Consider the following 14,524-nt stretch of genomic DNA (forward strand, 5'->3'; position numbering starts at 1 on the left):
ACAGCGCCCCCCTCTGGCCTGCCGGCCATCTCCCCCACAAGGGGGGAGATTGACTAGACGACAACCGTCTTAAGCCGCTCGGCGATCAGTGCTACAAGCCGCGTCGCCACCTCGTCCTTGCTCATCTCGGGCCATTCGTCGACACCGGCCTTCGAGACGATCCGCACCTTGTTGCGATCGCCGCCCATCACCCCGCCTTCGTGGGACACATCGTTGGCGACGATGAAATCGGCGCCCTTCTTCGCAAGCTTGGCCTCGGCGTTCCTGACCAGATCCTGCGTCTCGGCGGCGAAGCCGACGACCAGGCCGGGCCGCTTCCGGTGATGACCGACACCGGCAAGAATATCAGGGTTTTCGATCATCTGCAGCGCCGGCGGCCCCTCGCCCGCCACCTTCTTGATCTTCTCGCCGGCCGAAGTCTCGCTGCGCCAGTCGGCGACCGCAGCGACGAATACGGCCGCGTCCGCCGGCAAAAGCTGTTCAACCGCGTCCTTCATCTCGTTCGCGGTTTCGACATGCTGCGTGGTGACACCAGCGGGATCGGCAATGCCAACCGGACCGGAGACGAGGCGCACATCGGCGCCCAGCCTTGCCAGCGCCGCCGCGATGGCATGGCCCTGCCTGCCGGACGAACGGTTGGCGATGTAGCGCACCGGGTCGATCGGCTCATGCGTCGGCCCTGAGGTGACGATGATCTTTCTGCCTGCCAGCGGCTTCGGACTGATATCGAGCAGCGCCCCGATCGCGGCAACGATTTCCAGCGGCTCGGCCATACGGCCTTCGCCCGCCTCATTGCTCTCGGCCATCTCACCCTTTGCCGGGCCGACGAATGCGACGCCATCCTTCTGCAACGTCGCGCGGTTGCGCCGGGTCGCCGGATGCGACCACATTTTCGGGTTCATGGCGGGCGCCATCAAAACCGGCTTGTCGGTGGCGATAAGCACGGTCGAGGCGAGGTCGTTGGCATGGCCGTTGGCAAGCTTCGCCATCAGGTCGGCGGTGGCCGGCGCCACGACGACAAGGTCGGCCTCGCGCGACAGGCGGATGTGGCCGACATCGTGCTCGTCATTGCGGTCGAACAGATCGATGAAGACGTGGTCGGCCGACAGCGCCCCGACCGACAGCGTGGTGACGAATTCCTGCGCCGCGGCGGTCATCACCACGCGCACCACAACGCCCCGCTCACGCAGCCGGCGGATCAGGTCGAGCGCCTTGTAGGCGGCGATGCCGCCGCCGATGATCAGCAGGATTCGCTTGCCGGAGAGGGTGCCTCGCGGGATCTGGCTGGACACGGCGGCAACTGGCGTTGCCGGACCGTGCGAGCCTGTCAATTCGCGCAGGGTTTTCTCGATCTGGTCGATGCGGCCGACCGGACCGAGCTGCCCTTCGACCGCCGCCCGGATCATAACCCGCGCTTGTTCTTCCATCGACCGGTCATTCTCTGCCGCCAGCCGGCGCAGCAGGTCCTTGACCTCGTCATCAAGGTTGCGAATGGTGATGCTGGCCATATGATTGCATTTTTGCTGATATGTTGAATGCAATGATAGCAATGCAATCAATTCAGGGCAAGCCGGCTAGAAAATCCGCCACGCGATATAGACCAGCGTCAGCGCGATCACCCACAGCGCCAGCCGGCCGGATCTGCTATAGCGCGCCTCGGCCTTGCCGATCGCATGCGCCGTCCTTTCGTCGAAGCGCAGCCCGTGTTCGGCCATCAGATCGATCTCGCGCGACAGCCGCTCGGTGCGGGCGGCGAGGTCCGGCGCCTGGCGGGCCAGTGCCAGCAGTGCGTTTGTGCCGTCGCGTGCGTCGGCCAGCAGAGCACGCGGGCCGAGATTGCCTGATATCCAGCCTCCGACCACCGGTTCGGACGTCTTCCACATGTTGAAGGCCGGGTCGAGGGTGCGGGCGACGCCTTCAACGACCACCATGGTCTTCTGCAGCAGCACCAGTTCGGAGCGCGTCGCCATATCGAAAAGGTCGGTCACCTCGAACAGGAGCGCCAAGAGCTTGGCCATCGAGATGGTCTCGGCCGGCTGGCCGTGGATCGGCTCGCCGATCGCCCGGATCGCCTGGGCGAACGCAGCGACGTTATGCCGGCGCGGCACGTAGCCGGCCTCGAAATGCACTTCGGCGACGCGCAGATAGTCACGGGTGATGAAGCCGTAGAGGATTTCGGCGAGAAAACGGCGCTCCTTCTTGCCGAGCCGGCCGGCTATGCCGAGATCGACAGCGACGATGGTGCCATTGGGCTCGACGAAGAGGTTTCCCGGATGCATGTCGGCGTGGAAAAAACCGTCACGCAGCGTATGGCGCAGGAACGACTGGACCAGATTGGCGGCGATCGCCTTCAGATCGTGGCCGGCGGCAGCGAGGCCGGCAATGTCGTTCAGCTTGATGCCGTCGACCCATTCCATGGTCAGCACGTCGCGGCCGGTGCGTTCCCAATCGACGGACGGGACGCGAAAGCCGGGATCGTCCTTGGTGTTCTCGCCGAGCTCCGAAAGCGCTGCCGCCTCGAGCCTCAGATCCATTTCGATCTTGGTGGTCTGCGCCAGCGTCTCGGTCACTTCGACCGGCCGCAGCCGGCGCGACGACGGGATGTATTTTTCCTGGAGACGAGCGGCGAGGAAATAGCTTTCGAGATCGCGAAAGAAGCGGCGCCGCACGCCCGGCCGGATGACCTTCACCGCCACCCGCGAACCGACGCCGTTCTCCAGGGTTTCCGCGATATGGACCTGAGCGATCGAAGCCGCGGCAACGGCCTCGCCGAAACTGGCGTAGAGCTCGCCGACCTTGCGCCCGAGCGAAGCTTCTATCGCCGCAATGGCATCGGCCTGCGGAAAGGTCTGCATCTTGTCCTGCAGCATGGCGAGATCGAGCGCTATGTCGTTGCCCACGACATCGGGCCGGGTCGCCAGGAACTGGCCGAGCTTGACATAGGATGGGCCGAGCCGGACGACGGCCTTGGCCAGCCGGTCGCCACGCTCATAGGCAAGCGCGCGGCGGCGGGTGAACAGCCGCGCCATCCGCCAGCCGAGTTTCGGCAGACCGAAGAGTTCGTCGCCCGGCAGCGCCGCGACGACGCCTTCGCGGACCAGCACCCAGCCGGCCCGCACGAGCCTGAAACCAGCGCCGACACTGCTCATGACTGCGCCAGCCTCAAAGCTTCCAGCCCGAATGAAGCGCAGCTATGCCGCCGGAATAATTGCGAAAAGAAGCGCGGTCGAAGCCGGCGCGGGAAATCATCGCCGCGAAATTCTGCTGATTGGGAAATTTGCGGATCGACTCGACCAGATAGGAATAGGGCTCGCCGTCGCCGGTCACCGCCTTGCCGATCCTGGGGATGGCATTGAACGACCACGCCTCATAGACCTTGTCGAGCAGCGGCATGTCGACCTCGGAAAATTCGAGGCAGAGGAAGCGCCCGCCGGGCTTCAGCACGCGACAGGCTTCCGCAAGCGCCACATCGATGCGCGGCACGTTGCGAATACCGAAAGCGATCGTATAGGCATCGAATGTGGCCTCAGTGAAAGGCAGCTCCTCGGCATTGGCTTCGACGAAATCGGTATTTGCCGTCAGGCCCTTTTTTTCGGCCCGGTCGCGGCCGACCGCGAGCATCGAGCCGTTGATGTCGAGAACCGTGGCATGGGCGTTCCTGCCGCTCGCCTCGACGATGCGGAAGGCGATGTCGCCGGTGCCGCCGGCAACGTCGAGAACGCTCCAGCCCGGTCGTTTCGGTGGATTGAGCCATGTGACCATGGCGTCCTTCCACAGCCGGTGCAGCCCGGCCGACATCAGGTCGTTCATCAGATCGTAGCGGTTCGCGACCTTGTGGAAAACGTCATTGACCAGGGACTGCTTCTCGCCTGCCCCTACACGCTTGAAACCATAGGACGTTTCCATGCCGCCAACGGCCGTGGTTCTCTCAACCGACATTATTTTTGATCCGCCATAAAACCGGCGGGACCATAGCCGATCGATGGTGCCGACGCTATTGTTTAAGGCGCGGTGTTCGGCCGCGCTTCCCGGTCGTGGAATCATGCTTATGGGTGCGCGACCTGGACTGACCTGACGGGATGACTGCATGCCTTTGAAAGCGGAACTGCACTGCCATATCGAAGGGGCAGCGGCGCCCGAACTCGTCGTCCGCCAGGCGCAGAAATACGGCAAGGACACCTCGCCCTACATTCAGGACGGCTCTTTCGTCTGGCACGATTTCACCTCCTTCCTCGCCGCCTATGACTTCTCCTCCGACCTGTTCCGCACGGAAGAGGACTATGCGCGGCTGGCCGATCATTACCTGACAAGCCTCGCCCGCGACGGCGCCATCTATTCCGAGATCTTCACCTCGCCGGACCACGCCGGCAAGGCCGGCCTGTCGGCCAAGGCCTATACGGATGCGCTTGGCGAAGGCATGGCGCGCGCCAAGGCCAAGACCGGCATCGAGGGCCGCATGATCGTCACCGGCGTGCGCAACGCCGGCGTCGAATCGATAGAGCAGGCGGCGCGCTTCGCCGCCCGCTGCGGGCATCCGCTGGTCACCGGCTTCGGCGTCGCCGGCGACGAGCGGATGGGCGATCTGGAGGATTATGTCAGGGCCTTCGAAATCGCGCGCGAGGCCGGCCTCGGCATCACCGTCCATGCCGGCGAACTGATGGGCTGGGAGAGTGTCAAGGCCGCACTCGATCACATCCGCCCCGCCCGCATCGGCCATGGCGTGCGCGCCATCGAAAACCCCGACCTTGTCCGGCGCATCGCCGACGAAGGCGTCGTGCTCGAATGCTGTCCCAGTTCCAACGTCGCGCTGAAGGTCTTCGACAGTTTCGCCGATCACCCTTTTCCGGCACTGCAGGCGGCAGGCTGCAAGGTGACGCTAAACTCCGACGATCCGCCCTATTTCTGGACGTCGCTGAAGCGCGAATACGACATTGCCGCCGAGCATTTTTCGATGAACGACAAGGCGCTCGCCGCCGTCACCAGAACCGCCGTCGAGGCCGCCTTCGTCGACAGGAAGACCAAGGCAATGCTGCTGGGCCGGCTCGACGTCAAGGGCAGGTGAATGGTGAATGGTTCACCCGGCGCTTCGGTCCGTCAACCGCGAGTTTTTCCGCTGAACCAAGGACTCGCAAACCTATTCATTATTCACTATTCACCATTCACTATTCACCTGCGCAGCTAGGAGAACACCATGCAGGGCGTCACCGTCGTCGACCACCCGCTTGTCCAGCACAAGCTGACCATCATGCGCAAGAAGGAAACCTCGACGGCCGGCTTCCGGCGGCTGCTGCGCGAGATCTCGCTGCTGCTCGGCTACGAGGTTACCCGCAACCTCGAACTGACCACGACGACGATCGAAACGCCGATCGAGACGATGGAAGCGCCGACGCTGGAAGGCAAGAAGTTGGTCTTCGCCTCGGTGCTGCGCGCCGGCAACGGCTTGCTCGAAGGCCTGCTCGACCTGGTGCCGGCGGCGCGCGTCGCCCATATCGGTCTCTACCGCGACCATGAAACGCTGGAAGCCGTCGAGTATTTCTTCAAGGCGCCGAGCGATCTCGCCGACCGGCTGGTGATCGTCGTCGACCCGATGCTGGCGACCGCCAATTCGGCGATCGCGGCGATCGACAAGCTGAAAGGGCGCGGCGCCACCAATATCCGCTTCCTCTGTCTGCTGGCGGCGCCAGAGGGCCTCGAGCGCTTCACCAAGGCGCATCCCGATGTCCCGGTCTTCACCGCTTCCATCGACCGCCAGCTTAACGAGAAGGGCTACATCATGCCCGGTCTCGGCGACGCCGGCGATCGTCTGTACGGGACCAAATGACCGTGCCGCTCGTTTACCGATCGTTTACGCAAACGGCCGCTTTCCGCATCTGTTAAAGCGGCAAACACCATGTCGCGATAAGCGTGGGCCTTCACGAAGGCCGTCCATGCTGCGCAATCTTCTCATCCTCGGCGTGTTCGCCGTAACATCGGCGTCGTTCCCGATGCTCTATCAGTCGAATCCGCAGATGATCGAAGGCCTGCTGAAATCGGCGGTCGGGGCCAGGCCGGAGGTCGAAACGCAAACGGACCTGAACCTGGCCACGGTCCCTGACAGGCCAGCGATGCCGCAGCCGCTCGGCCGCAAGGTCGTGGTCACCGCCGACGCGCGCGGGCATTTCACGTCGGCGTTCAAGCTCAACGGTCGAACGGTCGACGGCATGATCGACACCGGCGCAACGCTGGTCGCCATCAACAGTTCGACGGCACGCAGGATCGGCATTTCGCTGAACGCGTTGGACTTCAAACACCAGGTCAACACCGCCAACGGCGCCATCAAGGCTGCCTTGGTAACCGTCGATCGGCTGCAGATCGGCAAGATCACGGTCGACGGCGTTCAGGCGGTGGTGCTCGACGACAAGGCGCTGCGCACCAATTTGATCGGCCTGAGTTTTCTCCAGCGGCTTGAAAAATACCAGGTCGAGAACGGCGCGCTGCTGCTCGTCCAGTGATCAACCGCGCGGCAGGATCCGCCGGATGACGGTTTTTTCCGCAGGCGGCTTCGAAGCGCCGATCGCATAGGCCGAAAGCACGGCGGCCGCGGCCGCTTCGGCATCCCCGGCATTGCGGGCATGGACCAGCGCCAGCGCCTCACCGGCGCGCACCTCCGCGCCCACCGGCAACAGCCGGGTGATGCCGACCGCATGGTCGATCCTGTCGTCCCGCCGTATGCGCCCGCCGCCAAGCCCGACGACGGCAAGCCCGATGTCGCGGGTGGCGATACCTGTGACGAAGCCGTTTTCGGCGGCCTTGACCGCAAACTCCGTCGCCGCCTTCGGCAGGTATTTTTCCGGGTTCTCGACGAAGTCGGCCGGACCGCCGAGCGCCGCCACCATGCGCGCGAAGACGGCGGCGGCACCGCCGCCGGCTAGCGTCTCGGCGGCGCGCCGCATGCCGTCCTGGTTGGCCGAGACCAGCCCAGCCGACTGCAGCATGTCTGCGGCCAGTGCCAGCGTCACATCCTCCAGTCGTCGGTCGCGGACGCGGCCGGTGAGAAAATCGACGGCATTTTGCACCTCGACCGCGTTGCCGGCTGCCGACGCCAACGGCTCGTTCATGCCGGTGACCAGCGCCGAGGTCTTCAGGCCGGCGCCATTGGCGACTTCGACCAGGCTGTTTGCCAGTGTCGTCGCGTCGCGCGACTTTTCCATGAAGGCGCCGTTGCCGACCTTCACGTCGAGCACCAGCGACTGCAAGCCCGCGGCCAGCTTCTTCGAGAGGATCGAGGCGGTGATCAGCGGCACCGATTCGACGGTTCCCGTCACGTCGCGGATCGCATAGAGCCGGCGGTCGGCGGGCGCGAGATCGGCGGTCTGGCCGATGATGGCGCAGCCGGCTTCGAGCACTGACTTGCGAAAGCCCGCCACATCCGGCTGGCTGATATAGCCGGGGATGGCATCCATCTTGTCCAGCGTGCCGCCGGTATGGCCGAGGCCGCGGCCGGAAATCATCGGCACATAGGCGCCGCAGGCGGCGACGATCGGCGCCACCAACAGCGAGACATTGTCGCCGACGCCGCCCGTCGAATGCTTGTCGGTGACCGGGCCCGGCAGGTCTGACCAATCGAGCACGTCGCCGGAATCGCGCATGGCCAGCGTCAGCGCCACCGCCTCGTCGCGGCTCATGCCGTTGAAGAACACCGCCATGGCGAACGCCCCGACCTGCCCGTCCGAGACGGTGCCGGCGGTCACGCCTTCGATGAAGCAGGCGATCTCCTGCGTCGACAGCTTGTGGCCGTCGCGCTTGCTGCGAATGATTTCCTGGGGAAGCATCAGGCCGGGACCTTACCCTCCGGCAAGCCATCGTGGAACACACGCTGGAGGATCGTCGCCAGACGCGCGCCGCCGACCGGCGCCATGTCCTTTGTCTCCTGGTGCGAAAGCTCCGCCCCGGTCATCCCTGCGGCAAGGTTGGTGATGACCGAGCAGGCAGCGACGCGCAGGCCGAGGAAACGGGCGAGAACGACCTCCGGCACGGTCGACATGCCGACGGCGTTGGCGCCCATGACGCGCGCCATTCGGATCTCGGCGGGCGTCTCGAAGCACGGCCCGGAAAACCACATATAGACGCCCTTGTGCAGCGCGGTAGCCGTCGCCGTCGCCGCCGTCTCGATCGCTGAGCGAAGGCCGGCATCATAGGCTTCGGTCAGGCCGACGAAGCGGCGGTCGCTCGGCTCGCCGATCAGCGGGTTGGAGCCCGAGAAATTGATGTGGTCGGTGATCAGCATCACCGAGCCCGGCCCCATGTCCGGATCGATCGAGCCGGCGGCATTGGTGAGGATCAGTTGCGAGATGCCGAGGCCGGCGAGCACCTCCAGCGCCGGCCGCATCGCAGCCGCGTTGCCATGCTCGTAATAATGCGCGCGGCCGGACAGCATCAGCACTGGCGCGCCGGCAAAACGTCCCGCCACCACCTCGCCGGCATGACCGGTGACGCCGCTTCTGGGAAAGCCCGGCAATTCGGCATAGGAAATGCGGACAGCGTCCTCGACCTGGTCGACAAGCCCGCCAAGACCCGAACCCAGCACCAGCGCGGTGGCGGGCGCCAGCCCGTCCAACCTTTCGACGAGACGATCAAGCGCTTCCTTCATTTCAACCAGCTCTTCATTTCAACCAGCTCTTCATTTCAACGTGTCGCCCTGGAAGCCGTAGGGCAGCATCTCGCCCATGGTCACAGTCTCGACCACGCCGCCATTGTCGCAGAGATAGAGTTTGGTTTCTGGCCGGCAGAATTCGGCCAGCCGCTGCCGGCAGCCGCCACAGGGCGAGCATTTCGCCATGCGCTCGGCGATCACCGCGATCTCCGTGATCCTGCCGCCGCCGCCCATGATGTAGTGGCCGAGCGCGGTGGTTTCGGCGCACCAGCCTTCCGGATAGGAAGCGACCTCGATGTTGGCGCCGGCAAAGACGCGGCCGTCCTCAGTGCGCAGTGCCGCCCCGACCGGAAACTTCGAATAGGGCGCATAGGCCTTGGCCATGGCGGCCTTAGCCGCTTCGAACAGATCATGCGACATTGTTTTTCCCTCGCATGATCTTGTCCGAAAACCGGCTTCCACTTTTCGGGATCATGCTCATATTTTTCCCTCGCATGATCTTGTCCGAAAACCGGCTTCCACTTTTCGGGATCATGCTCATATTTTCCTTTTCGCATGGCCCGATCCGAAAACCGACATCCACTTTTCGGGACCATGCTCAGCGTTCCTTGACATAGGGCACGCCGCCGGCGCGCGGCGGAATTGCCTTGCCGATGAAGCCGGCGAGCAGGATGACGGTGAGGATATAGGGCAGCGCCTGCATGAGCTGTACCGGCACCTTGCCGATCAGCGGCAGCGGCGTGCCCTGCAGCCGGATCGACAGCGCGTCGAGGAAGCCGAACAACAGACAGGCGAACATGGCGTTGACCGGCTTCCATTTGGCGAAGATCAGCGCGGCCAGCGCGATATAACCCTTGCCGGCGGTCATGTCCTTCACGAAGCCGCCATTCTGCACCATCGACAGATAGGCGCCGGCAATGCCAGTGAGCACGCCTGTGCAGATCAGCGCCCGGTAGCGCAGCCAGGCGACCGAGATGCCGGCGGTGTCGACCGCGGCCGGGTTCTCGCCGACCGCGCGCATGCGCAAGCCAAAGCGGGTACGGAACAGCACCCACCAGGTGAACGGCACGGCGAGAAACGCGACATAGACCAGCACGGAATGGCCGGAGATGAGTTCCGAATATATCGGGCCGAGGATCGGCACGCTCCTGAGCGTGTCCGCACCGGGCCAGATGATCGCCCCGAACCGCTCATCCGAGGCCAGAGCCGGCGTACGTCCACCTTGCTGGAACCAGGCCTGGCCGAGCATGATCGTCGATCCGGCGGCGATGAAATTGATCGCCACGCCGGAGACGATCTGGTTGCCGCGGTGGGTGATCGAGGCAAAGCCGTGGACCAGCGCGAAAGCGACCGAGATGAGAATGGCCATGCCGAGGCCGATATAGGCGGAATGGAAGACGGAGGCTGCGGCGGCGCCGGCGAAGGCGCCGACCAGCATCTTGCCCTCGAGCCCGATGTCGAAAATGCCGGCCCGCTCCGAATAAAGGCCGGCGAGGCAGGCGAGCAGCAAGGGCACCGACAGGCGGATGGTCGAGTCCAGAACCTGGATGACGGCGTTGAACAAATCCATCTCAGGCCCCCTTCCCCTTGATCGCTTCCATACCGACAGATCTCGGGCTGAGCGAGGCGAACAGCGCCTGGACATAGGGCCGGAACATGTGCTCGAGCGCACCGGCGAACAGGATGACCAGGCCCTGGATGATGACGATCATGTCGCGGCTGATCGCCGGCATCTCGAAGGCGAGCTCGGCGCCGCCCTGGTAGAGCATGCCGAATAATATCGCGGCGAGAACGATGCCGACCGGGTGCAGGCGCCCCATCAGCGCCACGGCGATGCCGACGAACCCGGCGCCCGAAACGAATTCGAGCGCGACATTGTGCTGGTCACCCATCGTCGGGTTGAGCGCCATCATGCCGGCGAGCGCGCCCGAGATCATCATGGCGACGATGATGATGCGGGTCTCCGAAATGCCGGCATAGCGCGCCGCTTTCGAGCTGTGGCCGAAGGTGCGCATCTCGTAACCGAGCCTGGTGCGCCAGATCAGCACCCAGACCAGAAAGGCCATGGCCAGCGCCAGCAGGAAGCTGATGTTGAACGGCGCCGAGCGTATCTTGGCGCCGAACAGCTCGATGACCCAGTTGAGCTTCGGCAGTTGCGCGCCGTCGAGGAAGGTACGCGTTTGCGGCGCCATCGAATTGGCGGGCTTCAGCATGCCGACCAGCATGTAGACCATGACACTGGCGGCGATGAAGTTGAACATGATGGTGGTGATGACGATGTGCGAACCGCGCTTGGCCTGCAGATAGGCCGGGATCAGCGCCCACAGCGCCCCCATCGCAGCGGCGGCGATGATTGCCAGCGGGAAGGTGAGCCACCATGGCAGCACGCTGTCGAAGGCGAGGCAGACGATGCCGATGCCGAGACCGGCGATATAGCCTTGGCCCTCGCCACCGATGTTGAACAGGCCGCAATGCGCCGCAACCGCCACCGAGAGCCCGCTGAAGATGAAGGTGGTGGCGTAGAAAAGCGTGAACGCAATGCCTTGCCCACGGCCGAAGGCGCCCTCGACCAGGACGGCGGCCGCGCGGAACGGATTTTCGCCAACCAGTAGCACGACGAAGCCGGCGACGACGAAGGCAACGGCGAGATTGATCACCGGGATCAGCCCGTAATCGGCCCAGGCCGGCAGCTTCGCGTAGGGAGTGCTCATTCCGCCGCCTCGGCTATTTTTCTTGATTGAAATTGGGCCAGCGTCTCCCCAGTATCTCCAATCTTCCAAGAGGACCGGCCATTATCGCTACGTCCAAGAATGATGGCAGACGCAGCGCTGGGGCTCCGGAACGCAACGTCTCTGCTAAAGGTCAAAATATCGCTGCGTGTCGGGTGAGGAACCAGCGACCCGTCACCAATCAGCAAATTGCGGAGGGCACTGTAACCGCTCAGGTGTTTGGCTAGAGAATCCATTGCCTTAGCTCTCGCAGACGAATCGCGAAGCACTAAGTACTCTCCGCCGCTCATAAGTGCGGTGGCGTCGACCCCCGTTTTCGGGTCAACGAGTCGAAGCTGCGTGACTTCGTTGGTTTCACGGTCCCTGTCATTAATTCCAGAACTGTCGATAATGAAATCTTCTACACTTAGCTTGAGCGCTATCTTCGACGGACGTCCCTTCAGAAAGTCATAGCCAAGTACTGGCAGAACGAGCTCTATTTGAGAAATGAAGAATTCCATATCGGCTATGTCTGATTCTGGAAGATTCCCCGGAGGCGGTGTATTGTTGTTCAGTAGAGTGGCCCTTCCAGAATGAGCGGAGATAGAGCTAAGTCTATTTTCCAGATACCGAGCATGGGCTTTGGTAAGATTTGCGTCCTTGCTGGTAAATATGCAGAACCTCTCGAAAAAGTCTTCTTCCTTTGATGATGCATGTTGCTCAATGCGCTTCCCGACATCATCACTCTCGCCAATATACACTGGACGCTTTTCGGAAGACGTGGCCACTTCGCCCAGCAAAAAGTAGATGCCCGTCTTTTGAGACTCGGGCCTTTTGCGGATTCGCCCTATTTCGCTACGCGGCGCCAAGAGAGCATGGCCAGTCCAGTTCATTATTTCAGCGGTTACTATCCCCGAAGGAGAGCCGTCGACTAAGAACATCCGCACTGTTCGGCCTACCGTGCTCATTCCGCCGCCTCCCGGTGCTCGACGCCGGCCATCAGCAGTCCAAGCTCGCCTTCGGTCGCCTCCGGGCCGCGCTCGCCGACGATGCGGCCGGCAAACATCACCAGGATGCGGTCGGAAAGCGAGCGGATCTCGTCGAGCTCGACCGATACCACCAGCACCGCCTTGCCCTGGTCGCGCATGGCAATGAGCCGCTTGTGGATGAATTCGATGGCGCCGACGTCGACGCCGCGCGTCGGCTGGCCGACGATCAGCACACCCGGATCCTGTTCCATTTCCCGCGCCAGCACGATCTTCTGCTGGTTGCCGCCGGAGAAATTCGCGGTCTTGAGCCGGCAGTCCGTCGGGCGGATGTCGTATTTGGTGATCTTGTCCCTGGCGTCGTCGCGGATGGCATCGATGTCGAGGAACGGCCCCCGGAGGTAGCGGGGATCGTCGTGATAGCCGAGGATCGAATTCTCGTTTTCCTCGAAGGCCAGCACCAGCCCGACATGATGACGGTCTTCCGGCACATGGGCGAGACCCCGATCGCGCAGTTCGCCGGGATCGGCGGCCCCGGTCAGATCGATCGGTTTGCCGTCGAGCATGACGGAGCCCGAGACGGCGCGCCTGATGCCGGAAATCGCCTCGAGCATTTCGGATTGTCCGTTGCCGGCGACGCCGGCGATGCCGACGATCTCGCCGGCGCGCACATCGAAGGAGATGTCGTCGACCATGGTGACGCCGCGCGAATCCTTCACCGTCAGGTTCTTGACCGCGAGCTTGACGCCGCCGGCTTCTGCCTCGCCCTTCTCGACCCGGAGCAGCACGCGGCGCCCGACCATCAGCTCGGCCAATTCCTCGACGGTGGTCTTCCTGGTTTCGCGTGTCGCCACCATCGTGCCCTGGCGCATGACCGAGACCGTGTCGGTGATCGCCATGATCTCGCGCAGCTTATGGGTGATCAGCACGATCGTTTTGCCCTGCTCCTTCAGCTGCTTGAGGATGCGGAACAGATGGTTGGCCTCAGCCGGGGTGAGCACGCCTGTCGGCTCGTCGAGGATCAGGATCTCGGCGCCGCGATACAGCGCCTTGAGGATTTCGACACGCTGCTGCAGGCCGACCGGCAATTCCTCAATGATCGCATCGGGATCGACCTCCAGCCCGTATTCGCGCTCGAGCCGTTCCAGTTCGGACCGCGCCTTGGCGATGCTCTTCTTCAGCAGCGCATCGCTTTCAGCGCCGAGAATAACGTTTTCCAGCACCGTGAAATTGTCGACCAGCATGAAATGCTGGTGCACCATGCCGATGCCGAGCGCGATGGCGTCGTTTGGCGACTTGATCGACGCCGGCTGGCCGCCGACGCGGATCTCGCCGCTGTCGGCCTGGTAGAAACCATAGAGGATCGACATCAGCGTCGACTTGCCGGCGCCGTTCTCGCCGACAATGCCGTGGATGGTGCCGCGCACGATTTCCAGATTGATGTCGCGGTTGGCGCGCACGGCGCCAAAACTCTTGTCAATGCCGATCAGCTCGATTGCGGCTTGCGCCATGCAGCCTGTCCCACTGTTATTTTTTTATCGCTTGGTCAAAATGCCTAGCATGACGCCCCGTCTGTGCCAATCGGCCGGAGCAGCGTTCACTCTCGACAAATCCCCGCGCGCTTGTCAATTTCGAACGCGGCCGCAGCCTTCACATTCGCTATCGCATCGGCCCGAAAATCGGATTCGATTTTCGGAAAGCACGATGCGAAGATTGCAAGTCTTAGAGCGTACTTTGTGCGTCCAATTGGATGCACGTCGCTTTATTGTGCCGAATCTGAAATTCGCACCTCTTGGGAGTTGCGCAGCAAGAACCCGAGGCTTTTCAAATGATGCCCGCCGACCGACTGACGACGCTGGAAATCCGCGCCGCCGAGCAGGAGAAGACCATAGAAGAACTGTCCGGCCAGATCGCCGAGCAGTGGAAGGTGATCGAGCGCATGCAGCGCAAGCTCGATGCGCTGACCGACCGCTTCCTGGCGCTGGAGGAGCAGGCTGCACCCGACGTACCGGTGACCAAGCCGCCGCATTGGTGAGCTTGCGGATAAGAAAAAACCGCCGGGTTTCACCCAGCGGCGTCGATCAGATCGGCAATCTCGCGATCAATAGCAGGGCTATCGCAGGTGGAAAGCCGAGGCTTTCGCTCTACGATGTACCCCCACCCCTAACCCCTCCCCACAAGGGGGAGGGAGACTTCCG

The 14,524-nt window shown here is 63.2% G+C and carries 14 protein-coding genes; 4 read left to right on the plus strand and 10 right to left on the minus strand.

Annotation, left to right across the window (positions count from 1 at the left end; all coding sequences use genetic code 11):
* Positions 1–53: 53 nt before the first annotated feature.
* The 3 genes from coaBC to ubiE form a co-directional block, all read right to left on the minus strand.
* The gene (gene coaBC / locus BQ8482_RS32410) at positions 54–1,508 is read right to left on the minus strand and encodes a bifunctional phosphopantothenoylcysteine decarboxylase/phosphopantothenate--cysteine ligase CoaBC (protein WP_208867919.1); all 1,455 of its coding nucleotides are present in this window, start codon (positions 1,506–1,508) and stop codon (positions 54–56) included.
* A gap of 66 nt (positions 1,509–1,574) precedes the next feature.
* A complete protein-coding gene (ubiB, locus tag BQ8482_RS32415; RefSeq protein WP_123151261.1) occupies positions 1,575–3,149 on the minus strand; it encodes a 2-polyprenylphenol 6-hydroxylase in 1,575 nt (524 codons plus the stop codon).
* 13 nt (positions 3,150–3,162) lie between these two features.
* Positions 3,163–3,939: a bifunctional demethylmenaquinone methyltransferase/2-methoxy-6-polyprenyl-1,4-benzoquinol methylase UbiE gene (gene ubiE, locus BQ8482_RS32420; RefSeq protein WP_123151262.1), complete on the minus strand. Its 777-nt coding sequence runs from the start codon at positions 3,937–3,939 to the stop codon at positions 3,163–3,165.
* A 148-nt stretch (positions 3,940–4,087) separates the two neighbouring features.
* Here ubiE and BQ8482_RS32425 point away from each other — a divergent pair, with 148 nt between their 5' ends.
* The 3 genes from BQ8482_RS32425 (at position 4,088) to BQ8482_RS32435 (ending at position 6,491) form a co-directional block, all read left to right on the plus strand.
* Entirely contained in the window at positions 4,088–5,062 is a 975-nt protein-coding gene (locus BQ8482_RS32425) for an adenosine deaminase (protein WP_123151263.1), read from the plus strand.
* Positions 5,063–5,191: 129 nt separating this feature from the next.
* Complete coding sequence (upp, locus tag BQ8482_RS32430) at positions 5,192–5,821, plus strand: uracil phosphoribosyltransferase (protein WP_123151264.1); 630 nt, start codon at positions 5,192–5,194, stop codon at positions 5,819–5,821.
* Between the two features lie 106 nt (positions 5,822–5,927).
* Positions 5,928–6,491, plus strand: a complete 564-nt coding sequence (locus tag BQ8482_RS32435) for a TIGR02281 family clan AA aspartic protease (protein ID WP_123151265.1) — start codon at positions 5,928–5,930, stop codon at positions 6,489–6,491.
* On the opposite strand, the gene deoA is transcribed toward BQ8482_RS32435, so the two are convergent.
* The 7 genes from deoA to BQ8482_RS32475 all read right to left on the minus strand — a co-directional run bounded on the left by deoA (position 6,492) and on the right by BQ8482_RS32475 (position 13,837).
* Complete coding sequence (deoA, locus tag BQ8482_RS32440; protein WP_123151266.1) at positions 6,492–7,811, minus strand: thymidine phosphorylase; 1,320 nt, start codon at positions 7,809–7,811, stop codon at positions 6,492–6,494. It abuts the gene before it with no gap.
* A complete protein-coding gene (locus BQ8482_RS32445; protein WP_123151267.1) occupies positions 7,811–8,629 on the minus strand; it encodes a purine-nucleoside phosphorylase in 819 nt (272 codons plus the stop codon). The genes deoA and BQ8482_RS32445 overlap by 1 nt, the downstream gene beginning before the upstream one ends.
* A 30-nt stretch (positions 8,630–8,659) precedes the next feature.
* Complete coding sequence (gene cdd / locus BQ8482_RS32450) at positions 8,660–9,052, minus strand: cytidine deaminase (protein ID WP_123151268.1); 393 nt, start codon at positions 9,050–9,052, stop codon at positions 8,660–8,662.
* 178 nt (positions 9,053–9,230) lie between these two features.
* Positions 9,231–10,202 carry an ABC transporter permease gene (locus BQ8482_RS32460; protein WP_123151270.1) on the minus strand — a complete coding sequence of 324 codons (972 nt, stop codon included), beginning with the start codon at positions 10,200–10,202 and terminating at the stop codon, positions 9,231–9,233.
* 1 nt (position 10,203) lies between these two features.
* A complete protein-coding gene (locus BQ8482_RS32465) occupies positions 10,204–11,343 on the minus strand; it encodes an ABC transporter permease (protein ID WP_123151271.1) in 1,140 nt (379 codons plus the stop codon).
* Positions 11,340–12,308 (minus strand): GIY-YIG nuclease family protein, encoded by a 969-nt coding sequence (locus BQ8482_RS32470; protein ID WP_123151272.1) that lies wholly within the window; start codon positions 12,306–12,308, stop codon positions 11,340–11,342. Before BQ8482_RS32470 ends, BQ8482_RS32465 begins: the two co-directional genes overlap by 4 nt.
* Positions 12,305–13,837, minus strand: a complete 1,533-nt coding sequence (locus tag BQ8482_RS32475; RefSeq protein ID WP_123151273.1) for an ABC transporter ATP-binding protein — start codon at positions 13,835–13,837, stop codon at positions 12,305–12,307. The genes BQ8482_RS32470 and BQ8482_RS32475 overlap by 4 nt, the downstream gene beginning before the upstream one ends.
* 317 nt (positions 13,838–14,154) lie before the next feature.
* On the opposite strand from BQ8482_RS32475, the gene BQ8482_RS32480 reads away from it, so the two are divergent.
* Positions 14,155–14,361 (plus strand): SlyX family protein, encoded by a 207-nt coding sequence (locus BQ8482_RS32480; RefSeq protein ID WP_123151274.1) that lies wholly within the window; start codon positions 14,155–14,157, stop codon positions 14,359–14,361.
* The last annotated feature ends 163 nt before the right edge of the window (positions 14,362–14,524 follow it).

The sequence above is a fragment of the Mesorhizobium delmotii genome (genome assembly GCF_900149755.1).
GTDB lineage: Bacteria > Pseudomonadota > Alphaproteobacteria > Rhizobiales > Rhizobiaceae > Mesorhizobium > Mesorhizobium delmotii.